This is a genomic window from Pseudomonas sp. GG8 (assembly GCF_052976945.1).
Map to the genome: position 1 here is coordinate 1,942,075 of NZ_JBRIIP010000001.1, position 21,297 is coordinate 1,963,371.

At 58.1% G+C, this 21,297-nt stretch carries 22 protein-coding genes; 13 read left to right on the top strand and 9 right to left on the bottom strand.

Translation table 11 applies throughout. The features are described from left to right. Positions 1-8: 8 nt before the first annotated feature. Positions 9-1,076, bottom strand: a complete 1,068-nt coding sequence (locus tag ACVBEG_RS09460; RefSeq protein ID WP_322179510.1) for a patatin-like phospholipase family protein — start codon at positions 1,074-1,076, stop codon at positions 9-11. A 151-nt stretch (positions 1,077-1,227) separates the two neighbouring features. Here ACVBEG_RS09460 and ACVBEG_RS09465 point away from each other — a divergent pair, with 151 nt between their 5' ends. The 6 genes from ACVBEG_RS09465 (at position 1,228) to ACVBEG_RS09490 (ending at position 7,206) form a co-directional block, all read left to right on the top strand. Continuing rightward, positions 1,228-1,509: a hypothetical protein gene (locus ACVBEG_RS09465; RefSeq protein ID WP_322179509.1), complete on the top strand. Its 282-nt coding sequence runs from the start codon at positions 1,228-1,230 to the stop codon at positions 1,507-1,509. Positions 1,510-1,672: 163 nt separating this feature from the next. Beyond that, positions 1,673-2,590, top strand: a complete 918-nt coding sequence (locus ACVBEG_RS09470) for an AAA family ATPase (protein WP_322179508.1) — start codon at positions 1,673-1,675, stop codon at positions 2,588-2,590. Next, complete coding sequence (locus ACVBEG_RS09475; protein WP_447107617.1) at positions 2,560-3,543, top strand: DUF58 domain-containing protein; 984 nt, start codon at positions 2,560-2,562, stop codon at positions 3,541-3,543. The genes ACVBEG_RS09470 and ACVBEG_RS09475 overlap by 31 nt, the downstream gene beginning before the upstream one ends. Further along, a complete protein-coding gene (locus ACVBEG_RS09480; protein WP_447107618.1) occupies positions 3,540-5,534 on the top strand; it encodes a transglutaminase TgpA family protein in 1,995 nt (664 codons plus the stop codon). The genes ACVBEG_RS09475 and ACVBEG_RS09480 overlap by 4 nt, the downstream gene beginning before the upstream one ends. A 1-nt stretch (position 5,535) precedes the next feature. Beyond that, positions 5,536-6,303 carry a CHAD domain-containing protein gene (locus ACVBEG_RS09485; protein WP_322179505.1) on the top strand — a complete coding sequence of 256 codons (768 nt, stop codon included), beginning with the start codon at positions 5,536-5,538 and terminating at the stop codon, positions 6,301-6,303. 105 nt (positions 6,304-6,408) lie between these two features. Further along, positions 6,409-7,206 (top strand): acyl-CoA thioesterase, encoded by a 798-nt coding sequence (locus ACVBEG_RS09490; RefSeq protein ID WP_322179504.1) that lies wholly within the window; start codon positions 6,409-6,411, stop codon positions 7,204-7,206. A 20-nt stretch (positions 7,207-7,226) separates the two neighbouring features. Here ACVBEG_RS09490 and ACVBEG_RS09495 read toward each other — a convergent pair whose 3' ends face one another. From ACVBEG_RS09495 to ACVBEG_RS09505, 3 genes are all read right to left on the bottom strand, one after another. Beyond that, the gene (locus ACVBEG_RS09495) at positions 7,227-7,595 is read right to left on the bottom strand and encodes an Mpo1-like protein (protein ID WP_322179503.1); all 369 of its coding nucleotides are present in this window, start codon (positions 7,593-7,595) and stop codon (positions 7,227-7,229) included. 106 nt (positions 7,596-7,701) lie between these two features. Next, entirely contained in the window at positions 7,702-9,183 is a 1,482-nt protein-coding gene (locus tag ACVBEG_RS09500) for a methyl-accepting chemotaxis protein (protein WP_323565935.1), read from the bottom strand. A 121-nt stretch (positions 9,184-9,304) separates the two neighbouring features. Then, complete coding sequence (locus ACVBEG_RS09505) at positions 9,305-10,138, bottom strand: TatD family hydrolase (RefSeq protein WP_322215912.1); 834 nt, start codon at positions 10,136-10,138, stop codon at positions 9,305-9,307. A gap of 191 nt (positions 10,139-10,329) precedes the next feature. On the opposite strand from ACVBEG_RS09505, the gene ACVBEG_RS09510 reads away from it, so the two are divergent. The 3 genes from ACVBEG_RS09510 to ACVBEG_RS09520 all read left to right on the top strand — a co-directional run bounded on the left by ACVBEG_RS09510 (position 10,330) and on the right by ACVBEG_RS09520 (position 12,869). Further along, on the top strand, positions 10,330-11,766 hold the full coding sequence (locus tag ACVBEG_RS09510; RefSeq protein WP_322215914.1) for an MltF family protein: 1,437 nt from the start codon (positions 10,330-10,332) through the stop codon (positions 11,764-11,766). A 102-nt stretch (positions 11,767-11,868) separates the two neighbouring features. Beyond that, positions 11,869-12,303, top strand: a complete 435-nt coding sequence (locus ACVBEG_RS09515; protein WP_322215916.1) for a DoxX family protein — start codon at positions 11,869-11,871, stop codon at positions 12,301-12,303. A gap of 257 nt (positions 12,304-12,560) precedes the next feature. Beyond that, the gene (locus ACVBEG_RS09520) at positions 12,561-12,869 is read left to right on the top strand and encodes a class I SAM-dependent methyltransferase (protein WP_322179498.1); all 309 of its coding nucleotides are present in this window, start codon (positions 12,561-12,563) and stop codon (positions 12,867-12,869) included. A gap of 46 nt (positions 12,870-12,915) precedes the next feature. Here ACVBEG_RS09520 and greB read toward each other — a convergent pair whose 3' ends face one another. The 3 genes from greB to ACVBEG_RS09535 are packed head-to-tail and all read right to left on the bottom strand — an operon-like array spanning position 12,916 to position 16,655. Next, positions 12,916-13,413 (bottom strand): transcription elongation factor GreB, encoded by a 498-nt coding sequence (gene greB / locus ACVBEG_RS09525; protein WP_447107619.1) that lies wholly within the window; start codon positions 13,411-13,413, stop codon positions 12,916-12,918. 36 nt (positions 13,414-13,449) lie between these two features. Then, positions 13,450-15,972, bottom strand: a complete 2,523-nt coding sequence (locus ACVBEG_RS09530; RefSeq protein WP_447107620.1) for an ABC transporter permease — start codon at positions 15,970-15,972, stop codon at positions 13,450-13,452. Beyond that, positions 15,972-16,655, bottom strand: coding sequence for an ABC transporter ATP-binding protein (locus ACVBEG_RS09535; RefSeq protein ID WP_322179495.1), 684 nt, complete (start codon positions 16,653-16,655; stop codon positions 15,972-15,974). The genes ACVBEG_RS09530 and ACVBEG_RS09535 overlap by 1 nt, the downstream gene beginning before the upstream one ends. A gap of 10 nt (positions 16,656-16,665) precedes the next feature. Between ACVBEG_RS09535 and ACVBEG_RS09540 the strand changes: the two genes are divergently transcribed. The 3 genes from ACVBEG_RS09540 to ACVBEG_RS09550 all read left to right on the top strand — a co-directional run bounded on the left by ACVBEG_RS09540 (position 16,666) and on the right by ACVBEG_RS09550 (position 18,668). Beyond that, positions 16,666-17,271 (top strand): arylesterase, encoded by a 606-nt coding sequence (locus ACVBEG_RS09540; protein WP_322179494.1) that lies wholly within the window; start codon positions 16,666-16,668, stop codon positions 17,269-17,271. A gap of 55 nt (positions 17,272-17,326) precedes the next feature. Next, positions 17,327-17,620: a hypothetical protein gene (locus ACVBEG_RS09545; protein ID WP_219060268.1), complete on the top strand. Its 294-nt coding sequence runs from the start codon at positions 17,327-17,329 to the stop codon at positions 17,618-17,620. Between the two features lie 85 nt (positions 17,621-17,705). Continuing rightward, complete coding sequence (locus ACVBEG_RS09550) at positions 17,706-18,668, top strand: L,D-transpeptidase family protein (protein ID WP_447107621.1); 963 nt, start codon at positions 17,706-17,708, stop codon at positions 18,666-18,668. A gap of 139 nt (positions 18,669-18,807) precedes the next feature. Here ACVBEG_RS09550 and ACVBEG_RS09555 read toward each other — a convergent pair whose 3' ends face one another. Next, positions 18,808-19,059 carry an Lpp/OprI family alanine-zipper lipoprotein gene (locus tag ACVBEG_RS09555; protein WP_219060265.1) on the bottom strand — a complete coding sequence of 84 codons (252 nt, stop codon included), beginning with the start codon at positions 19,057-19,059 and terminating at the stop codon, positions 18,808-18,810. Positions 19,060-19,681: 622 nt separating this feature from the next. Here ACVBEG_RS09555 and ACVBEG_RS09560 point away from each other — a divergent pair. After that, positions 19,682-19,963, top strand: coding sequence for a GNAT family N-acetyltransferase (locus ACVBEG_RS09560; RefSeq protein WP_322179492.1), 282 nt, complete (start codon positions 19,682-19,684; stop codon positions 19,961-19,963). Between the two features lie 65 nt (positions 19,964-20,028). Here ACVBEG_RS09560 and ACVBEG_RS09565 read toward each other — a convergent pair whose 3' ends face one another. Continuing rightward, the gene (locus tag ACVBEG_RS09565) at positions 20,029-21,105 is read right to left on the bottom strand and encodes a 3-deoxy-7-phosphoheptulonate synthase (RefSeq protein ID WP_322182719.1); all 1,077 of its coding nucleotides are present in this window, start codon (positions 21,103-21,105) and stop codon (positions 20,029-20,031) included. Between the last annotated feature and the right edge of the window lie 192 nt (positions 21,106-21,297).

Genomic DNA, 21,297 nt, shown 5'->3' on the forward strand with positions numbered 1-21,297 from the left:
CATTTGATTCAACGATTGCGTTCTTGCTCATACCGATCCAGGGTGTCCCGAGCGATCTCGCGCCCTAACGCGATCAACTCCGGTGCTTTGTAGAACTCGAAGAACCGACACACGCGTTTGGGGACGTTGATCAGGATATCGGGCGGGTAACCGGCGATCTTGTACTGGGCCAGTGAGGTTTGCATGACCTCGAAACTCTGGTTGATCAGATCCAGCAAAGAAGCAGGGCCAACGTTGTCGATGATGAATGAGCCACTGGCGGACTTCGGTGCCGGTCCAGCAGCGGGCTCGGCCTCCGGGGCTGCGGCGGGTTGCTGAGCTTGAGGGTCGGCGGCTTCCAGCCAGGGGTTTGGAAGCGTCGCAGAACTGGATTTGAGGCTGTCCTGTTCGAGTCGCAATACATCAAGGTCCGTCGCCGGTTCGAGCTTGCGCCGGAACGGCAGGTGCGACCCCAACGAGTTGATCAGGTTGTCGAAGCGCTTCTTTACTGCCGGTGCCCGTTCGATCACGGGTAGCTGATAGTGCTTCTGGTTGGTCGAGTTGAGGTTGACCGCAACGATCAGGTCGCAGTGGCTCGAGACCACGGGCACGATGGGCAGCGGATTGAGCAGGCCGCCGTCGACCAGCATCCGATTGCCCTGCATGACTGGTGTGAACAGGCTAGGAATCGCTGCGGAAGCACGCATGGCCTGGTGCAGGCAGCCTTCCTGAAACCAGATTTCCTGCTGATTGGTCAGGTCGGTGGCGACGGCGGTATAAGGAATTCGCAGGTCTTCGATATTGATTTCACCAACGATGTCACGAATCTGGCCGAACACTTTTTCCCCGCGAATCGCCCCCAGGCGGAAGCTGACATCCACCAGGCGCAGTACGTCGAGGTAATCCAGGCTTTCGATCCATTCACGGTATTCCTTGAGTTTGCCGGCGGCGTAGATACCGCCGACCACCGCACCCATGGAGCAACCCGCTATGCAGGCGATGTCGTAACCGCGCCGTTCCAGCTCTTCAATCACCCCGATGTGCGCATAACCGCGTGCGCCACCAGACCCAAGCACCAGTGCTATTCGTTTGTTCATGTGTTTTTTCCTGCTAGCGGTAAGTCCACCATACGCCCGAAGCGATCAGTCTGGAACTGGGTTACCCTTGTCAGCGCTTGGCCTGCGGCACTTTTTACTGTCTGCACCGTCAAAGCCCGCACAATCGATTTTAATTTTTGAGGTAACACCGATGAAAGCCTGGATTTGCATACCATTGATTGCTTTGGTTCTCGCAGGTTGTGCCGGTAATAAAACCGCGTATCGCGACAGCTGCGCGACCCAGATCGACGCCGCCTGGCACGAGCTGGACTTGGCCAAGGCTGAAGGCTTTGCCGGTACCGTCAGCTACTCCAAGGCGCTTTCGCTGTTGACCGGGGCTAAAACTCAGCAGCAATTTGAAGCGTTCGAAGGCTGTGCCACTAAGGCCGAGAAAGCCCGTTTCTACATTCGTGAGTCTCGCGCCGGTCGCTAAACGACCTGCTAACCTGTCTACCAAAGCCATCGAGCGCTATCCGCACTCGGTGGCTTTTGTGTTTAGGGTCTGGTTAAACAGGCTGGGCTGACCGTAAAGTGGCCACACATCTGGCATTGATTGCAGCGTTACCGCCACGACAGTCGTCTGGAGAAGCTTTTCGATGGTCAGAAAACTCGATGCGTGCCTCAACGCCGTGAATGAAGTGGTGTTGGGCAAGGAAGCTCAGGTGCGTTTGGCCCTGACCTGTCTGTTGGGCGGTGGGCATTTGCTCATTGAGGATTTGCCGGGCATGGGCAAGACCACCCTTAGCCAAACCCTGGCCAAGGTTCTGGGGCTGAGCTTCCAGCGGATTCAGTTCACGTCCGACCTGTTGCCCGGTGACATCCTTGGAACGTCGGTCTTTGATCGGGAAACAGGGCAGTTTACCTTCCATCCAGGGCCAATTTTCGCCGAACTGGTGTTGGCAGATGAAATCAATCGGGCCACGCCCAAAAGCCAGAGTGCATTGCTCGAAGCCATGGAGGAGGGGCAGGTGACTATCGAGGGTGCGACGCGGCCGCTGCCCGACCCGTTTATCGTCATTGCCACCCAAAATCCTTTCAGCCAAGGGGGCACTTTCGCCTTGCCTGAGTCGCAACTGGATCGTTTTCTCATGCGTCTGTCTTTGGGGTATCCGGCCAAGGCCGCGGAGAAAGCCTTGTTGCAGGGCGAGCCCCGGCGTGATCTGTTGCCGCGCCTGCAAGCAATTCTCAACCATACTGAGTTGGCGGCCTTGCAAGCCGAAGCCCGGCAAGTGCGCGCCAGTGACGCGCTGGTCGACTATGTGCTGCGTCTGGTAGACGCCACCCGCAGCCAGCCACAGTTCGCTTGGGGCCTGTCGCCCCGGGCGAGTCTGGCGATTCTGGCGGCTGCGCGGGCCTGGGCCTTGTTGACAGGTCGTGACTATGTGATCCCTGAAGATGTTCAGGCGGTGCTGTCTTCAGTGATCAGTCACCGTTTACGCGAACGTTCCGACCCCACCGGGCATGGCGGCGGGGCGTTGGTTCAATGGTTATTGCGCGAGGTGCCGGTGCTTTGATCGAACAGCTCAAACCGTTTTGGCAGCGCTGGCTGGTGCGGCGGATTCCCCCAGCCTCGCGTATTGAACTGAACCACCGCCGAATCTTCATCATGCCCACCCGCGCCGGAGCGATTTTTGCGCTGGTGCTGATCCTGATGCTGTTGGTCGCGATCAACTACCAAAACAGCCTGGCCTACGGTTTGACCTTCCTCCTGCTGTCGGTGGCGGTGCTGGCCATTCTGCACACGTATCGTAACCTCAGCGGCCTGGTCCTCAGTTCAGGTGCCGCCCGCTCAGTGTTTGTTGGCGAGCCTCTCCTGCTGCGACTGCGCCTGGAAAGTGTCGGCCACCCGCATCAGGCGATTGCCGTGGGTTGGGATGTCAGTCAGTTGCAGGCATTCGATGTACCTGGCGCCGGGCGGGTCGATGTTGAGGTCGGCCTGCCTGCCGTCGCGCGCGGTTGGCTGCGCGCGCCCCGGCTGCGGGTGGAAAGCGGCTTCCCGTTGGGCATTTTTTGCGCCTGGAGCTGGCTGGATCTGCAACAGTCGGTATTGATCTATCCACGGCCCTTGCCCGGCGCCATGCCGTTGCTGGTAGGAGCGCAACCCCATGCCGACGATCTGGGCCAGATAACGCAAGGCCCCGGCGTCGATGATTATCAAGGCTTGAAAACGTATCAACCGGGCGATTCACGGCGGCGCCTCCACTGGAAAGCCTATTCCCGAGGACAAGGCCTGCTGATCAAGGATTTTACTGACGTCAGCGGTCATGACTTGTGTCTGGACTTCATGGCCTTGGGCGGAGATATCGAAGAGCGCTTGTCGCGCCTTTGCTATTGGGTGCTGGAGTTATCCCAGCGCCGTCAACCTTTTGCATTGCGCCTGCCCGGCTTCCTGCTGGCGCCAGGCAGTGGCGATGAGCACCGCGAGGCCTGCCTGCAAGCATTGGCTTTATTTGGTAGCCGTCCATGAGCCGGAACCTGCCGATTCCGCGCTCCAGCCTGATCTGGCTGTTGGTGGCGCAGGCATTGGTAATGGTTCCGTATTTGCCGCACCTGCCGATCTGGATGATTGGTTTGTGGGCTGGTTGCAGCCTTTGGCGGGTGCAGATCTTGCGCATGCGTGCCGAGTACCCAGGCACGCTGGTTAAATGCACGCTGTTGCTGGCGACCGCTGCCGGAGTGTTTTTCTCACGAGGCAGCCTGATCGGCCTGGATGCGGGTGCTGCGTTGCTGATGGCGGCCTTCATTCTAAAACTGCTCGAAATGCGCACTCGTCGCGATGCGCTGGTCCTGATTTTTCTTGGATTTTTTTGCGTGGTGGTGGGCTATCTGTTCGAGGACAGCCTGCTCTGGGCCGTCTTCACATTGCTCACGGTCAGCTCGCTGCTGGCGGCACTGATTGGCCTGCAACAGGCCGCGCTGGCGAGTAAACCGGTCAGCGCCCTGAAACTGGCGCTTAAGCTGTTGCTACAGGCCGTGCCGTTGATGGTGTTGCTGTTCCTGTTCTTCCCCCGCCTGGAACCGCTGTGGTCACTGCCGCAGCCCAGCAACAAAGGCATCACAGGCCTGTCCGACAGCATGGCGCCGGGTGATATCGCACAGCTGAGCAGGTCGGCGGCGTTGGTGTTTCGTGCCAGCTTCGAGGGGCCGATACCGGCGCATAATCAGCTGTACTGGCGCGGCCTGAGTCTGGAGCAGTTCGATGGTCGACGCTGGTCGCAGTCGGGCAGGGCGATGGTCAGTCAGGCGCCAGATTGGCAAAAGCGGGGGGACGAGATCACTTACAGCATCGTCATGGAGCCCAGCGGGCGCCCCTGGTTACTGGCGTTGGACATTGGCGAAACCCGCCTGGCGGACGTACGCCAGATGAACGATTTTCGCTTGCAGCGCCGGCACCCCATTGAGCAGACCTTGCTGTATGGCGTCAGCTCCTGGCCTAACGCGGTTCGCGAAACACAGCTGAGCGAAGGCGCCCGACGCCAAAATCTGCAACTGCCGCCTCGCGGCAATCCGCAGGCCCGGCAATGGGCTGCAGATTTGAGCCGCCGTCATCCGCATGCCGACACGTTGGTCGACGCGATGATGGCGCATTTCAGCGATGAGCCCTATCACTACACCCTGAAGCCGCCGGTGCTGGGTGCCGACAGCATCGATGACTTTCTCTTCAGCAGCCGCAGTGGTTTCTGCGGCCATTACGCGGGTGCAATGACCTTTGTCCTGCGCGCGGCAGGGATTCCGGCACGGGTAGTGGCCGGTTATCAAGGCGGTGAACTTAATCCGGACGGCCAATACCTGAGCGTGCGCCAGTTCGATGCCCACGCCTGGGTTGAATACTGGCAACCGGGAATAGGTTGGCGTAGCGTGGACCCCACTGCCGCCGTCGCCCCGCAACGGATCGAGCAGGGGCTGGAGCAGGCCTTGGCAGCGGATGAGCCGTTTCTCGAAAATTCGCCTTTTTCAACCCTACGTTACCGAAACTTGCCATGGCTCAATTCGCTGCGATTAAGTTGGGATAGTCTCAACTATGGCTGGCAGCGTTGGGTCCTGGGTTATCAGGGTCAGCAGCAAGTACTGGTGCTCAGTCGCTGGTTTTCAGGCTTCGACGGTGCGGCGTTTTTCGGCGGTGTTGCAGCGATCATAGGGCTACTGGCCTTGTGGTTGTTCAAACCCTGGCAGCGCGAAAGCGACCCGCAACTCCGATTGTTCAAGGCATTTGAGCGATTATTGGCGCGACACGGTGTGCATCGTCGGCAAGCAGAGGGTGCACATGATTTTTCCCGGAGGGCGGCCCTGCAGCTTCCGGCGCAAGCTGCGGCTATCCTGGCCTTCGTCATCGAATTCGAAGCCCAGCGTTATGCTGGCAAGACGCCGTCGTTGACACCATTGCGGCGACAATTGAAGCAATTGCGGCGAAGTCTGCCGTGGCGATTTTCAACAATAAAAGTCGAAGAGGAGCAATAGCATGTCTGAACGGGTGGATCGTCTTGTCGCTCAGGTGTTGGCCCTTGAGGTAAAACTCATGGCCTGTCATGCGCGGTTGACCGCCGAGACGGACAGTGAGGCGCTGCATGACCTGCGTATCACCGTACGGCGCTTACGCAGTCTGCTGCGACCATTGCGTGACCTGCCCGGCGTCGAGCAGCTTGAAGCTGCGGCCAAAGAGGTGGGGCAGCTGACCACGCCGCTGCGTGACAAGGAGGTGCTGGCTGCCTGGCTGCATCAACAGGGCATGATTCAGGCGGCGAAACAGCGTAGCGATTCATTGAGCGAAGCCTATGCCGCCGTCGCAACCTCTCCGGCACTGGCTCGACTGTTTAGCGTGCTGGAAGCATTCCCGCGTTTTGTTCGCGCGTCACAGCATCAGAAGTTATTGCGTGGCTTGCACACGCTTATCGAAAAGCGACTGAACAAGCAATGGAAGACGCTCAAGGCTGCGATGAATGATCCTGAACATGATCGCCATCGTCTGCGCCTGCTGATCAAGCGCGTACGCTACGGCGCCGAGGCATACCCGGACTTCAGCCATTCCAGCAAAAAAATCCAGGCCAGCCTGAAGGCTGCGCAAGGTGAATTGGGCACTTGGCACGACCATCTGCAATGGCTGACACGGGCCGAGCAAGAACACGATCTGGCACAGTGTGTGGTGGGTTGGCACTTGGGGATCGTGCGCGCCGAACGCAAAGCCGATGCGGCGCTGGAGCGTTTGGGTAAGGTATGTTTTGGTCGTTAGGTCGAATTCAGGCCGCAGTTTGGCGTAAATGTACCCTGCGCATTGGCACCGCGCTGGTTAAGATCCATGCAGCGTTTTTCTTCCGTTTACAGGCATGAGGTCTGCATGAGTTTTTCTGGCTTGGTTGACGCCGTACGTGATAATCCCTTGTCCGTGGTCATTCCCTCTGAATGGTCGCAAGGTCGCGCCTGTTTTGGCGGGTTGATGGCCGCGTTGCAGTTTGAGGCAATGCGCGCAAAGGTCCCGGCGGATCGGCCGATTCGCTCGTTGGCGATTACATTTGTCGGTCCTGCCGAGTCGGGTGTGCCAATCAGCTTCGACGTGGAAGTGTTGCGTGAAGGCAAGGCGGTCAGCCAAGTGCTGGGGCGTGCCTCTCAAAATGGTCAGGTCATGACCCTGGTTCAAGGCAGCTTCGGCGCGCCCCGTGAATCGACGATTGCAGTCCAGTCTTTGCCCGCACCCACCCTGAAACCGATGGAAGACTGTCAGGAGTTGCCCTTTATTAAGGGGGTAACGCCTGAGTACCTGCGCTTCATGGTCATGCGCTGGGGCCTGGGTGGTTTGCCTTTCAGCAATACACCGTCGATGGAAATCGGCGGGTATGTGCGTATGCGCGGTGAGGTCAAAGAGGAGCGCCTGACTGAAGCGCATCTATTGGCGTTGGTCGACACATGGCCGCCTGCGTTACTGCCGCATTTAAGCAAGCCTGCGCCCGGAAGCTCACTGACCTGGACCATCGAGTTCGTCCAGCCGCTGCCAGTGGTTAGCACGCTGGAGTGGTGTGTGTACCGGGCAGTGATCGAGCATGCCCGCGATGGCTACGGGCATACCGCTTCTGCATTGTGGTCGCCTCAGGGTGAGTTGATCGCGATCAGCCGGCAGACGGTCACTGTGTTTGGCTAGGTTTGTTTTAACCGCTGACATCAATGACGGTGGCGATGACGTTCTTTCCAGGCTCGCCACCAGCCGCCGCTGAGTACGAAGCGTGGAAAAGTCACGAACTGCTCGACCAGCAAACGCTGGAGCGCATCGTTGCGATCAGTGAACGGCTCTGGCGATTGCGCTTCAAGTGAATGGCCGTGGCGCTGAAAACCCAGCGCCGCGATCAGACCGATCACTCCGATGGCAATCGATGAGAAGCTTAGGCCGAGCAGCCCGTCAACGATCAGTAGCGCCGCAACAATGAACAGCGGCACGGCGATCAAATGCAACGCCAGATTGGTCGGGTGCCGATGGTTATCGGCATAACCGCGCCATTGCCACGTGCGGAGATTGGGAAGTCGCTTGCCCATGCTGCAGTCCTCTTCGAAACACTGTTCAGATGGTCGAAGAATAGGCTGCGCCCCGGTTGTTAGCGAATCAAACCTGACTATGAGGCTCATAGCGTGGGCGTGGGCTCTAAAGCTTGAGCTGGCCGATGGCGCGGTTCAGCTCGCCTGCCAGGGTGGCCAACTCGCCGCTGGTTGTGGCTGAGTCGACGGTCTGTTGCACGGTTTGTTCGGTCACATCGCGAATGCTTACCACCGCCCGGTTCATTTCTTCTGCCACTTGGCTTTGCTGCTGGGCTGCCACGGCGATCTGGGTATTGCTTTCGCGCATTTGTGCAACCGCGCCGGTGATAGCTTCTAGCGCTTCCCCGGCTTCCTTCGCCTGTTGCACGCAGTCATCAGCCTTGAACGAGCTTTCTTGCATAAAGTCCACCGCGTCACGGGTGCCAGCCTGTAAGGCGGAGACCATGCTGGTGATTTCATCCGTCGAGGTCTGCACCCGTTTGGCGAGGTTACGGACTTCGTCGGCGACTACCGCAAATCCACGGCCCATCTCGCCGGCACGCGCGGCTTCGATGGCTGCGTTGAGGGCCAGCAGGTTGGTTTGTTCGGCGATGCTGTGGATGACGTTAACCACACCGTTGATTTTCTGACTGTCCTGAGCCAGTTGCTGGATCATCTCTGCGGTCTGCTGCACCCCGTTGGAGAGCCCGGCGATTGACAGCTGTACACGATTGACCACTTCTCTACCGCTGCCAGCCAGTGTATCGGCGGCCTGCGACTGGTCCCGGGTAGCATTGGCGTGTTGAGAGATATGAAACACTGTGGCGGTCATTTCGTTGATCGCTGTTGCAACCTGGTCAGTCTCGCTCTGCTGACCGAGCATGCCGTGGCGTACCTCGCTCATGCCTGCCGCCAGACGTCCCGCACCTATGTCAAGCCGTGCCGCAGTCTGGGCAACGGTATTGACCACGCGTTGGTAGCCGGCTTGCATGGCATTGAATGCCTTGGCCATCTGGCCCACTTCATCTTCGCCGATCAGGGGCACGCGAGCAGACAGATCGCCGCTTTTTTCTACGTGCAGCATCACGTCCTTGAGGGTGTTGAGGTGGCTGAGCAGAAAGCGGATCAGCAACTGCGAGGCCCCCAGCATGGCCAGTGTCAGGATGAACACAGCGATGGCGTACTGGGCGAAGCGATCTGCCAGCACTTGCATCAGGCTTGGTGCGAAGGCCAGCACCGCGAGCTTCTGACCATCGGGTCGCGTGACCACCTGAGCACCGATCAGTGGATCGTCGCCTATCAGCGGCTGATGGCTTAACTCGACCCAGCCGTTGGCATTGCTCAACTCAGGCAATGGTTGCCCTTTCACGCTGGGGGCTTGACCCTGGGTATAGACCAGCAGATTGGCGCCGGAGGGCAGTGCTTGAGTGCCAGGCCAGGCACTGAGCAGGTGAGCCTGGGCCTGGGCTGAACCTTGCGCATCCTCCACCCGGGCTTGTTGCTCAAGCTGCAAGGCGTACTGCACCAACATCAGCGTGGTGATAAAAGCGACCGCGTTCACGGCCCAGAACTTGTACTTCAAAGAAATGTTGCTAAGCCAGGCGCCCATGAGAGGTCTTCTTTTTGATTCGCGGAAATGAATGTAGGCAAGGTGCCAGCATTGTGCCGCCAATCTTTAGACGAACATTTGATATGGGTCAAGCAAATACTAGGGCCCAGGAGGCCCGGGGCTATCGGTCAGCTTCGACGCTGTCCGGTTCTATCCATGTAGGCAAGGCAAAAAAGGTGCGGGCGCACGCGGTGGTATGGGCGGAAAGGTCTTCCAGGCTTTCGCCCCGATGCAACGCAACTTCACGCAGTACTTCAGGCAAGTAGGCGGGTTCGTTGCGTCCACTTTTCGGTTTGGGTCGCAGGCTGCGCGGGAGCAGGTAAGGGGCATCGCTTTCCAGCATCAACCGGCCACGGGGGATTTCCCGGACCAATGGGTGCAGATGAGTGCCGCGTCGTTCATCGCAAATCCAGCCGGTGATGCCTATGTGCAGGTCCAGGTCCAAATAGCTGAACAGTGCACGTTGCTCACCCGTGAAGCAGTGCACCACGGCAGCAGGCAGGCGGTCGCGATAATCGCGGAGGATCTCCAGCAGGCGCTGGTTGGCATCGCGTTCATGCAGGAATACCGGCAATTGCAGTTCTACGGCCAGGGCCAGATGTTCTTCGAGGACTTTTTCCTGCTGTGGACGCGGCGAGAAATCGCGGTTGAAATCCAGCCCGCATTCGCCGACGGCCCGTACTCGATCTTCTTTGAGCAACTCACGCAACTGGCGCTCGGTATCGGAGGTCCAATCGCTGGCTGCATGGGGATGAATCCCCGCCGTGGAGAACAACCGTTGCGCCGTTTCGTCCAATTGTTGACAGAGCTCAAGGGCCTGTTCGCTGCTCTCGACACTGGTCCCGGTCAACACCAGTTGGCATACGCCGGATTGGTAGGCGCGATCGAGTACGGCCTGCTGTTTATTGGCAAAGCTTGAGTTAGTCAGATTGACGCCGATGTCGATGAGTTGCATGGTACTACCTCAGGCCTAAGGCTGATGAGAATATCAGAGCTTTGCCGATATAAAAAAATCCAGTTAATACAGCTGGTTATAAAAAAATATTGAAGTGTTTTCACCACTGCGGTTCGCCGTCACTCCGCAGATATCACAGGCTTTGGACTTTTTGCGGCTTCTTTTTTGGCACGCATTCCCCTGGAGAACGGATGACGCGACCCTCATTGTTGATCGTGCTTTGTTTGTTGGCGTTGCTGCCATTTCCTGCGGCTGCGCGACTTGCCGGGCCGCCTGTGGTGGTGCACAAAAGCCAGGTACGCGATCTGGCGGCTATTCGTAGCAGTAAAGTGCTGCGGGTGCTGGTCAATCAGAGTCGTAACAGCTCCGGTGAAGTCCAGGGCGAGGCGATTGGGGGCGAATATCACCGGTTGCACGCCTTCGAGCAATACCTCAATGGCCATTCGCGTGACGGGCAACAACTCACGCTGCAAATCATCCCCAAATCCAAGGATCAATTGCTCGCGGCATTGCAACGCGGTGAAGGCGATCTGGTCGCGCCGGGAGAGCTGCTCAATACCAGCGCTGCACGGAATATCGATGCCAGTGACCCGATTGTCAGTCATGTGCCGCTGATCGTGGTCGGTATCAAGGGTGAGCGCGGTTTCAAGCACGTCGAGCAGCTGTCCGGACACACGCTGACACTGCCCACCGGCAGCGCGGCCGACGAGGCGGTCCATCAGCTCAACCAGAAGCTGGCATTGCGCAAACTGCCGCCGGTCAAGATCGAATGGGTTGATCCCAGCCTCGCCGTTGAAGATGTCCTGGAAATGGTCCAGGCCGGAATCTTTCACCTGACGGTTGTCGAACAGCCGATTGCCGAGCGCTGGGCCAAGGTCCTGCCCAAGCTGCGAGTGGATCGGACGTTGGTCTTGAGCACCCGTGGTGACATGAACTGGTACGTGCGCCGCGACGCATCAATGTTGCGTGCAAGTATTGACCGCTTTCTCAAGACCTACCGTGTTCCGGCGGATCAGGATGCGGCGTTTAAGCGGGCCTACCAACGTCTGTATCAGGTGCACAATCCTTTGGCTCGCGACGACCGTCAGCGGTTGGAAAAACTGCGGCCGATCCTGCAGCGCACGGCAGATGAGCAGGGCATGGATTGGCTGAACCTGGCCGCCCTGGCCTTCAAGGAGTCAGCGCTGGACCCCGCAGTGAAAGGGGGTAGCGGCGCAACGGGGTTGCTGCAAATCACCCCGTCGGCCGCGCAGCGAGTGGGCGTCGACAATATTCAAAGCCTGGACAGTAATGTCCAGGCCGGTGCCAAGTACCTGACCATGATCCGGCGCAAATTTTTTTCCAGCTCCCGCGTCAACGAACGTGAGCGTATGGCGTTCGTCCTGGCGGCTTACAACCTAGGGCCGGAGAGAGTGCAGAGCATGCGTACCGAGGCGCGGCGACGTGGGCTGAATCCGAATCAGTGGTTTTTTCAGGTCGAGCGAGTCGCCCTGGAGCAGGCGGGAGTGGGCGTCGTCAGCTATGTTAACAGCGTCAACAAGTATTACCTGGCGTTCGATCGAGAGCGGGAGGCTTTGGAGGCGCAGCCGCAGAAGGGCGAGACGAGAACGTTTACGTCACATAAATGATCTATGTTGTCGATGTTTATGCCGCTATTTTTAGGGTTTTAACATTTGCTGTTTTGATTATTATAGTGGCCAACACACTTCTCCTACAAAGGAATGAACGCGATGAGCACACTGATTAAAACCGTTTTCGCGACCCGTGCCGGTTACGGCTTGACTGTCCTGCGTATTTTTGTGGGCATCATTTTCATCGGCCACGGTGGACAGAAACTCTTCGGTCTGTTTGGCGGTTATGGCTTGGCGGGTACCGCGCAATACATGGAAAGCATTGGTCTGGCGCCAGGTTATCTGATGGCGATGCTGTCCGGCGGTTCCGAATTTTTCGGTGGTCTGGCGCTGGTCATTGGCCTGCTGGCGCGACCCGCTGCGGCTTTGTTGACGGTGCTGCTCGTGGTCGCGATTTTCTCGGTGCACATCGGTAATGGTTTGTTTATGGCCAACAATGGTTATGAGTTCGCTCTGGCACTGCTAGGAGGGGCGGTCGCCGTGTTGATCGAAGGTGCTGGCAAGTTGTCGGTGGACAAGGCCATCGCTGATTGAGCGATCACCGTGACGAACAAGGCTCGCAATGTGCGAGCCTTGTTTTTTTTGCGACCTATGCCGTCTTGACAGTTCACAGGCAGCTTCTCTAGGATGCTGCTCATGCGCCGATTTAAACAGCTACTTGCGGGGCGCCAGGTGAGGTTGAACCCTTACCGACTGAAGTCTTCACAGGCTTCGAAATACCGCTAAAGCGCTGGTTCGGTGTTGCCTCTCACCGCTGCCCAGCGGGATTTTTGAGGCTGAGATAAAACACGATGAGCTGTCCGCGTCCCCTGATACGACTGTCCCCCTTTACGTCCCCCCTGACTCGCCGCAATCCAAGGATTCTGCTGGGAGGTTCGCATCAGCCGACGCTGCTGCGTTATCTCGAAGGCTGGCCAAAACGCAACGGTAAGCCAGCGGCCTTTCTCATCGAGTTCATCGACCATTGTGAATCCCTGTCGCGCTTTGCCAACGACCGGTTTGACCTTGCGGTGGTCCAGTCGCCGAGTGCCGACGAGGCTGAAGACTTCATTAAACATCTGATCCGTGTTGCCCGGCAGGGGCTGATTACTCGCGGTTGAATGTTAGACGCTGCTGTTTGTCTTTTGACTTGAGGCATTCAAGTGATCAGAAGTATTCGATAGCAACAATGTAACTGATCTGCTCACCGACGGGCGTTTGAACTCGAACTTCGGTATCCAGCGCTCTACCAATCAGGGCGCGAGCCAGCGGTGAGTCGATACTGATCAGGTTTTGCTTCAGGTCCAATTCGTCGGGCCCCACAATTCGGTAACGGGCTTCTATGCCCTCTTCGTCTTCGACAGTGACCCATGCGCCAAAATAGACTTTGTTCTGATCGCTGGGGTGTTCGCTGACCACCTTCAAGCTTTCGAGACGCTTGGTCAAAAAACGTACCCGGCTATCGATCTCGCGCAGCATCTTTTTGCCGTAGGTGTATTCGGCATTTTCTGAACGATCACCTTGAGCCGCTGCTTCACTCACGGACTGCGTGACCTGAGGGCGGCGTACGTGCCAGAGTTCGTGCAGTTCGGCGCGCATCCGCGCTTCACCTTCGGGGGTGATCAGCGCGGTGCCAGCGGAGCGAGGAGGGCGGTAACGGCTCATGGTCTGTCGCCTGGCGATTAGGATGCGCCAAGTTTATCAGCCATCACGCAGCACCGTCAGTGGGCTGACATTCAAGGCTCTGCGGGTGCCGAACACTCCGGCGCCGCCGACCAGTAGGGCGCCGATGATGGGTAATAGCAGCAGCCAGACGTGGGGGTGCCATTGAAGGTCGAAAGCATAGCGGTACAGCGCAAAGCTCACCAGTTCGCAACCCAATGCAGCCAGCCCACCGCTGGCTGCGCCTAACAGGCCAAACTCGATGCGTCGCGCCTTGACCAGCAGTGCTCGCTCGGCACCGAGTGCGCGCAGCAGGGCGCCTTGGCGGATGCGTTCGTCGAGGGTTGCTTGCAGGCCGGAGAACAAAACCGCAAGCCCCGCCGCCAGCACGAACAGCAGCACGTACTCCACTGCGATCGTCACCTGAGCGAGAATGCTCCGAAGTTGCTCCAGCAGCGCTTCGACTTGAAGGATGGTCACCGCCGGGAAGGCGCGAGACAGCTCGACGATCTGTTGATCGTTCCCGGGTGCCAGGTAGAAGCTGGTCAGGTACGTGGTCGGCAAATCCTTGAGCGTACCGGGTTGGAAGATCATGAAGAAGTTGGGCTGGAAGTTGTCCCAATTCACTTCGCGCAGACTGGTGACCTCAGCTTCTCGGGTAGCCCCGCCGATGATGAAACTCATGCGGTCACCGAGTTTGAGCTTCAGGCTTGCTGCCAGTTTCGACTCTACAGACACCCCGGGAACTTGCTCGGCGGTGGTCGTTGCGCTGCTGTTCGTATTCGGCCACCAGTTTCCTGCGCTCAGGCGATTGCCCTGCGGCAGTTCGGCGGCCCACGTCAGACTGAGGTCTCGTTCAGTCGCGTTTTCGCCACGCGAGTCCTTGCTCACGATGTTGCGGACGGGCTCGCCATTAATGCTGATCAAACGTCCAGGCACGACGGGATAAAGCGGCGCAGCATGGGTGGAGAGGCTAGCCATCCGTTCGGTGAAGGTGTCTTTGTCAGCCGGGAGGATATTGAGCGCAAAATAATTCGGTGCATCTTTGGGTAGCTGATTCTGCCAGGTGTCGAGCAGTTCTCCGCGCAGCAGGGCGATCAGTCCCATGGACAACAGAATCAGTCCGAATGCCAGCGATTGCCCGGCGGCGGCCAAAGGATGGCGCAGCAGTTGGCCCAGACCCAGTCGCCACGGTAGCGACGCACCTGCCAGCAGACGGCGCAGGCTTTGCAGCGCGAGCAGCAGCAAGCCACCCAAAACGACAGCGGCAATGATCCCTCCGCCAAGCAGGGCAAAGGTCAACACCAGGTCGAGACTCAAGCGCCACATGATCAGGCCGAGCGCTAGCAGCGCGGTACCGTAGACCAGCCACGAACTGGGAGGAATGGGTAGCATGTCGCGGCGCAGTACACGCAGGGGTGGCACGCGACCCAGCGCGGCCAGGGGTGGCAACGCAAAGCCGGCGAGGGCGACGAGGCCGGTACCGATGCCCGCGATGGCCGGTAGCAGGCCTCCGGGCGGGACGGCGGCAGGCAGCAAATCGTGCAGCAGGGCGAACAGACCCAATTGTGCGAGCCAGCCCAGCAGCGCGCCGGTGACGCTGGCCAGCAGCCCAAGCATTGCGAGTTGCAGGCTGAATAAAACCAGTGCTTCTCTGCGTGACAGACCCAGGCAGCGCAGCAAGGCGCTGGCATCGAAGCGTCGTGTTGCAAAACGGGCGGCCGACAGGGCCACAGCCACACCGGACAGCAAGACTGCTACCAGGCTGGCCATGTTCAGGTAACGCTCGGCCTTGCCCAGCGCACCACCAATCTGCCGATTGCCGTCGCGAGCGTCCTGTATGCGTTGATTAGCGGCCAATCCCGGGGTGATTGCCTGACGGTAGGTTTCCAGAGACTCATGGTTGCCGCGCCAGAGCTCACGATAGCTGACCCGGCTGCCGGGCTGGACGACGCCTGTCGCGGCAAGGTCCGTCAGATTGATCATCACTCTGGGCGTCAGGCTGTAGAAGTTGCCGGCGCGGTCGGGTTCGTAGGTCAGTACCCGACTCAGTCGAAGGGTTTTCGAGCCGACGTCGATACTGTCGCCAACCTTTAGATTCAGTGCCGCAAACAATCGTGATTCGGCCCAGGCTTCACCCGGATTCGGTCGGCCACCGGATGCCTCTGCTTGATAGGGCGCCTCGGCGCTCTTTAGCTCGCCGCGCAAGGGGTAAGCAGTGTCCACCGCTTTGACGCTCGCGAGTTGAATGCCGTTGTCAGTAGCAATCACGCTGGAGAATTCGACCACCTGTGCGTGGTCCAGCTTTAACAGCTTGCCTGCTTCGATCTGCGTTGGTTGGGCGGGGCTGGTGCCTTCGAGAATCAGGTCCGCGCCGAGAAACTCGGTGGCGCGCAGCAGCATCGCCCCATTGAGGCGAGCGCCGAAGTAGCCGATGGCGGTGCTTGCTGCCACGGCAACCAGCAAGGCAAAAAACAACACCCGCAACTCTCCGGCGCGTGCGTCGCGCAGGAGTTGGCGAGTCGCAAGGCTCAGCAGACGAAGAAGCGGCAAGCGTGCCATCAAGGCTCCAGAGGGGTGACCAATCGGCCACCTTCAAGACGGATCATGCGCTGGCAGCGATGCGCCAGACGTTCGTCATGGGTGACTAGCACGAGTGTCGTGTGACGTTCTCTGTTCAGCTCGAACAGCAAATCGCTGATCCGTTCACCGGTGTTGCTGTCGAGGTTACCTGTGGGTTCATCGGCAAACAGCACGTCGGGATTGGCGGCAAAGGCCCGGGCAATGGCCACCCGTTGTTGCTCGCCACCGGAAAGCTGGCGTGGCGAATGCGTCAGGCGTTGGCCCAGCCCCACGCGTTCGAGCAAAATCCGGGCGCGCTCGCGGGCGTCCTTGCGGCCTTCGAGCTCCATGGGCAGCATGACGTTTTCCAGTGCATTGAGACTGTCGAGCAGTTGAAATGACTGGAAGACGAATCCGACATGCTCCGCACGGATACGCGCACGCTGATCTTCATCGAGATCGCTGAGGTTGCGTCCGGCCAGTGTGACTGCTCCGGCGCTGGGTAAGTCGAGTCCCGCCAGCAGGCCGAGGAGGGTGGATTTGCCCGATCCAGAGGCGCCGACGATGGCCAGACTGTCTCCTTTGTTCAGTTCCAGGGAGAGTTCGTGCAGGATAGTCAGGTCACCTTCGGTGCTGGGGACCACTTTGCTAAGGTTCCGAGCACTGAGAATACTTTCGCTCATGGAGAATCCGATGCGTGCGTGGTTTTTAAGTGCTGGCCTGGTTTTGCTGTTGCTGTCTCAAGGAGCTGCGGCGGGCACAGTGCTGATCGTTGGCGATAGTATCAGCGCTGCTTTCGGCCTGGATACCCGGCTGGGCTGGGTATCATTGCTGGAGCAGCGCCTGCAGAAGGAGGGTTTCACCGATAAGGTGGTCAATGCCTCGGTCAGTGGCGACACCAGTGCTGGAGGCCAGGCGCGGCTGCCAGCGCTGCTTGCAGAGCATAGACCGCAGTTGGTAATCCTGGAGTTGGGCGGTAATGACGGGCTGCGCGGACAGCAACCTGCGCAATTGCAACAAAATCTTGCGTCGATGATTCAGCAGTCGCAGAAGGCAGGGGCCAAGGTGCTGCTTTTGGGGATGCGTATTCCGCCCAATTATGGCGCCCGCTATACCCAGGCTTTCGAGGCGGTTTACAGCAATCTGGCAGAGCAGGAAAAAGTCCCGTTGGTGCCGTTTTTCCTTGAGGGTGTGGGCGGTATTCCCGAGTTGATGCAGGCCGATGGTCTACACCCGGCCGCCGCGGCACAGGGCAAGTTGCTGGAAAACGTCTGGCCGACGCTAAAACCGCTGCTTTGACGCTTTTCTAGCGGCGAACTTTGGGCTAAGGTGGCGCCCCGATTTGGAGCCCCCGATGCCGCGTCCCGCCTGGTCTTTATTTGCCTATCAACTGATCGAGCCTGATGAGCAACTCGACTTGTTCGCGTGCCAGGAAGTGCGGGTGCATTTGGTCGCGCGCCAGCTTGAGTTGGGTGGCTCGATCGACCGCACATTGTGTGGCACGTTGTTGCCAGCACAGCCTCGCTGGTCGGGTGTCAATTCGGCGAAGCTTCGTGATGAGCGTCTGTGTTCGCTGTGTCGGGCGATTCTCGAGGCGCAAAAGCGGGGTACGCGCCCTATTTGGCCAGAGCTTCGATTCAGTCAGTAAATCGTTAGCTGCCTCCCGATTTTATGGTCGGCGGTGTACAATTCCTTCACTTTACTTCCCGTCGCTTATCCCAAGGATTTTCCGGATGTTGTCGCGCATTCCTGCCGTCGCTCGCTGTCTGTCACTTGCTGCGCTCTGTGCGGCGGGCCCCGTCACTGCATTAGAGTTCCCTCTGCCCCCTCCGGGCGAAGATATTGTCGGTCAGGTTCAGACCGTAACCGCAAAATATGAAGATACCTTCGCCGACTTGGGGACCCGCTACGATTTGGGTTATCTGGAGATGATCGCAGCTAACCCCGGTGTCGATCCGTGGTTGCCGGGGGCGGGTACCCAAGTGGTATTACCAACGCGTTTCGTATTGCCGCCTGGTCCGCGTGAAGGCATCGTGATCAATCTGGCTGAGTACCGTCTTTACTATTACCCCAAAGGCTTGAACGTGGTTCACACCTATCCGTTGGGGATTGGTCGTGAAGGGTGGGGTTCACCTCTCGCGTTGACCAAAGTGACAGCAAAGACACCGAATCCGACCTGGACGCCGCCTGCTTCGATCAAGGCCGAACATGCGGCTGACAATGATCCGCTGCCTAGCGTCGTACCGGCCGGTCCCGACAATCCGTTGGGGCCGTTCAAATTCAGTCTCGGTTTGCCGGGTTACCTGATCCACGGTTCGAACAAGAAATTCGGCATTGGCATGCGTACCAGTCACGGCTGCTTCCGCATGTACAACAACAACGTGCTGGAGATGGCAGGTATGGTGCCGGTCGGTACGCCAGTGCGGATATTGAACGAACCCTACAAATTCGGCATCAGTGGCGGCAAGGTCTATCTGGAAGCGCATACGCCGTTGGACGACAAGGGCAATCCATCGGTCGTCGACAAGCACACTGCAGTGATCAATGCCTTGCTAAAGCGTGAGGATCTGGCCAACAACCTGCGCATGAACTGGGACGTGGTGCGGGATGTGGTGGCTGCAGAGGATGGCATGCCGATTGAGATCGCAGTGCCGAGCGGGTCGGTGGTGTCGAGCGAGCCGCTCAATATTCAGTAATCGCCTGCAAGCGAACCCGTCTGCCTTGCCTTGAATTCCAAGGCTGGGTAGGCGGGTTTTTTATTGTCTGGGGTAAAATGAAGGCAATAAAAAAGCCGATCCAGAACTGGATCGGCTTCTCAATAATCCCGAAAGATTATTACTTACGGCTTGCTTTATCCAACATACGCAGAGCGCGTTCGTTGGCTTCGTCAGCAGTTTGCTGAGCTTTTTGAGCAGCAGCCAGAGCTTCATCAGCCTTGCGATAGGCTTCATCAGCGCGTGCTTGGGAGCGAGCAGCTGCGTCTTCGGTAGCAGTCAGACGAGCTTCGGTTTCTTTGGAGACGCTGCTGCAACCAGTAGCCAGAATTGCGGCCAGAGCCAAAGCAGAGAATTTCAGAGCGTTGTTCATCGTGTTCACCTTCCAGGACTTTCTAATGAATAGTCATCTCTCGAAAGTGAGAAAATGACCGCGATACATACTACCCATTGTTTGTAGTAAGTAAACTGAGGAAGCGCAAGAAGCGGGCAAATTTCTTGTGTTTTAAACTGTTCCGAACAACTTCTCGGGGGTTTTGTATAAAAAATATCCAATCGCCGGCATCAACTTGGCGGCGCTCGCACTAAATCGGGCAGGGCTCAAGGACGCCCTTGACCGGGTAACGAAGAGAATAGACGATTCGTGGGCTAGTATATGGCACCTCCCCATCGGGCACATGTTCCGTGTTTGTCGTGAGTTTGCTTTTTTGCGCGGGTACAGGGGGGACTTTCTCATCGGAGATTCGTCTCAGTCGGCAGCCCACGGCAATGTTCACGTCAACGGTCAGAGCGACCGTCGGATTTTTCAGCGCCTCCTGTGCAACAGCTTGAGCAAATACCGAAATGACGCCTACTATTTGCAGGTGCTCGTGTGTAGGAGAATGGCAAAGCTGTTCTCGATGTCCAAAACAGGCACAGGGGTGGCGTAGAGGTTCCTTCGCCGGAAAAACATCGGTAAGGTAGGGGTCTAATTTCAAGACCCGCGAGGAGCAGTGATGAGCGAGGCGTTGTCCATCCACCATGACCATGTTGGCCATCAATTCGAGACCAATGTGGACGGCCATCGTGCCTATCTGACTTATATGGACCTAGGCAAGCAGACCCTGGATATCTATCGGACGTTTGTGCCCAATGCCCTGCGAGGCAGAGGTATCGCTGCTGCATTGACCGAACAGGCGCTCGCGTACGCCGATAGCATGGGCTACACGGTGATTCCGTCTTGCTCTTATGTTGAGCGGTACATGGAGCGTCACCAGCGACATGCGGTAAAAATCTGATCAGGATGCCGCCACGATAATAAAAAACGCCGAGCATTTGCTCGGCGTTTTTGTATCTGCAGTAATCAGTTGCGTTGGCGCTTGGGCAGCACATTCTTGAGTTTTGCGTGCATGCTGCGCAGGGTTTTCTCAGTGTTTTCCCAGTCGATGCAGGCATCGGTAACGGACACGCCGTATTGCAGCTCTTCAAGGTTTTTAGGGATCGACTGGCTGCCCCAGTTCAAGTTACTTTCAACCATCAGGCCAATGATTGACTGGTTGCCTTCGAGGATTTGGTTAGCAACGTTTTCCATCACCAGCGGTTGCAGGGCCGGGTCCTTGTTGGAGTTGGCGTGGCTGCAGTCGACCATGATGTTAGGGCGAATACCGGCCTTTTTCAGCGCCTGCTCGCATACGGCGACACTGACCGAATCGTAGTTAGGCTTGCCATTGCCGCCGCGCAATACCACATGACCGTAGGCGTTGCCTTTGGTGGTGACAATAGATACCCCGCCTTCCTGGTTGATGCCCAGGAAACGATGGGGGCTGGAGACCGACTGCAAGGCGTTGATGGCAACGGTCAGACCGCCGTCAGTGCCATTCTTGAAGCCAACGGCTGAAGACAGGCCAGAAGCCATCTCGCGGTGTGTTTGTGATTCAGTGGTGCGCGCGCCGATGGCCGACCAACTGATCAAGTCCTGCAAGTACTGTGGTGAGATCGGGTCAAGAGCTTCAGTGGCTGCTGGCAGGCCCATTTCAGCCAGATCAAGCAGCAGCTTGCGGCCAATGTGCAGGCCGTCCTGAATCTTGAACGAGTCATCCATATACGGGTCATTGATCAGGCCTTTCCAGCCCACGGTTGTGCGCGGTTTCTCGAAGTACACGCGCATCACCAGGTACATGCTGTCCGACACTTCAGCGGCAAGGGCCTTGAGGCGATTGGCGTATTCGTGAGCAGCTTTGATGTCATGGATCGAGCACGGCCCGATCACTATGAACAGGCGGTGATCCTTGCCATCGAGGATATTGCGTATCACTTCGCGGCCCTTGGTCACCGTGCGCAGAGCAGCTTCTGTGAGCGGGAGCTCGCGCTTGAGCTGATCCGGCGTGATCAGGGTTTCATTGGAAGCAACGTTGAGGTCGTCAATCGGTAAATCAGCCATCGTGTTACTCGTCAGGTCACGGGTGCTGGCCGCCAACGATCCCCGTGCGGCGGAGCCCAGCACGATTGAGCACAGCGGGGACCGGAACCTTAGCGCGTTATCCGGCTGTTCGACAATGGGCAAACGCGGCTTTAATCCCGGCGGCATGGCCTGATCGCTATCTTTGACGGACAGATGGGGTGTCTATAAAGG

Coding starts and splice junctions, on each gene's coding strand:
- ACVBEG_RS09465 (WP_322179509.1), top strand. CDS start 1,228: ATGAAAGCCTGGATTTGCATACCATTGATTGCTTTGGTTCTCGCAGGT.
- ACVBEG_RS09510 (WP_322215914.1), top strand. CDS start 10,330: ATGACGCGACCCTCATTGTTGATCGTGCTTTGTTTGTTGGCGTTGCTG.
- ACVBEG_RS09460 (WP_322179510.1), bottom strand. CDS start 1,076: ATGAACAAACGAATAGCACTGGTGCTTGGGTCTGGTGGCGCACGCGGT.
- greB (WP_447107619.1), bottom strand. CDS start 13,413: ATGAGCCGTTACCGCCCTCCTCGCTCCGCTGGCACCGCGCTGATCACC.
- ACVBEG_RS09475 (WP_447107617.1), top strand. CDS start 2,560: ATGGTTATTGCGCGAGGTGCCGGTGCTTTGATCGAACAGCTCAAACCG.
- ACVBEG_RS09565 (WP_322182719.1), bottom strand. CDS start 21,105: ATGGCTGATTTACCGATTGACGACCTCAACGTTGCTTCCAATGAAACC.
- ACVBEG_RS09485 (WP_322179505.1), top strand. CDS start 5,536: ATGTCTGAACGGGTGGATCGTCTTGTCGCTCAGGTGTTGGCCCTTGAG.
- ACVBEG_RS09540 (WP_322179494.1), top strand. CDS start 16,666: ATGCGTGCGTGGTTTTTAAGTGCTGGCCTGGTTTTGCTGTTGCTGTCT.
- ACVBEG_RS09480 (WP_447107618.1), top strand. CDS start 3,540: ATGAGCCGGAACCTGCCGATTCCGCGCTCCAGCCTGATCTGGCTGTTG.
- ACVBEG_RS09495 (WP_322179503.1), bottom strand. CDS start 7,595: ATGGGCAAGCGACTTCCCAATCTCCGCACGTGGCAATGGCGCGGTTAT.
- ACVBEG_RS09555 (WP_219060265.1), bottom strand. CDS start 19,059: ATGAACAACGCTCTGAAATTCTCTGCTTTGGCTCTGGCCGCAATTCTG.
- ACVBEG_RS09530 (WP_447107620.1), bottom strand. CDS start 15,972: ATGGCACGCTTGCCGCTTCTTCGTCTGCTGAGCCTTGCGACTCGCCAA.
- ACVBEG_RS09490 (WP_322179504.1), top strand. CDS start 6,409: ATGAGTTTTTCTGGCTTGGTTGACGCCGTACGTGATAATCCCTTGTCC.
- ACVBEG_RS09470 (WP_322179508.1), top strand. CDS start 1,673: ATGGTCAGAAAACTCGATGCGTGCCTCAACGCCGTGAATGAAGTGGTG.
- ACVBEG_RS09560 (WP_322179492.1), top strand. CDS start 19,682: ATGAGCGAGGCGTTGTCCATCCACCATGACCATGTTGGCCATCAATTC.
- ACVBEG_RS09550 (WP_447107621.1), top strand. CDS start 17,706: ATGTTGTCGCGCATTCCTGCCGTCGCTCGCTGTCTGTCACTTGCTGCG.
- ACVBEG_RS09545 (WP_219060268.1), top strand. CDS start 17,327: ATGCCGCGTCCCGCCTGGTCTTTATTTGCCTATCAACTGATCGAGCCT.
- ACVBEG_RS09505 (WP_322215912.1), bottom strand. CDS start 10,138: ATGCAACTCATCGACATCGGCGTCAATCTGACTAACTCAAGCTTTGCC.
- ACVBEG_RS09515 (WP_322215916.1), top strand. CDS start 11,869: ATGAGCACACTGATTAAAACCGTTTTCGCGACCCGTGCCGGTTACGGC.
- ACVBEG_RS09535 (WP_322179495.1), bottom strand. CDS start 16,655: ATGAGCGAAAGTATTCTCAGTGCTCGGAACCTTAGCAAAGTGGTCCCC.
- ACVBEG_RS09500 (WP_323565935.1), bottom strand. CDS start 9,183: ATGGGCGCCTGGCTTAGCAACATTTCTTTGAAGTACAAGTTCTGGGCC.
- ACVBEG_RS09520 (WP_322179498.1), top strand. CDS start 12,561: ATGAGCTGTCCGCGTCCCCTGATACGACTGTCCCCCTTTACGTCCCCC.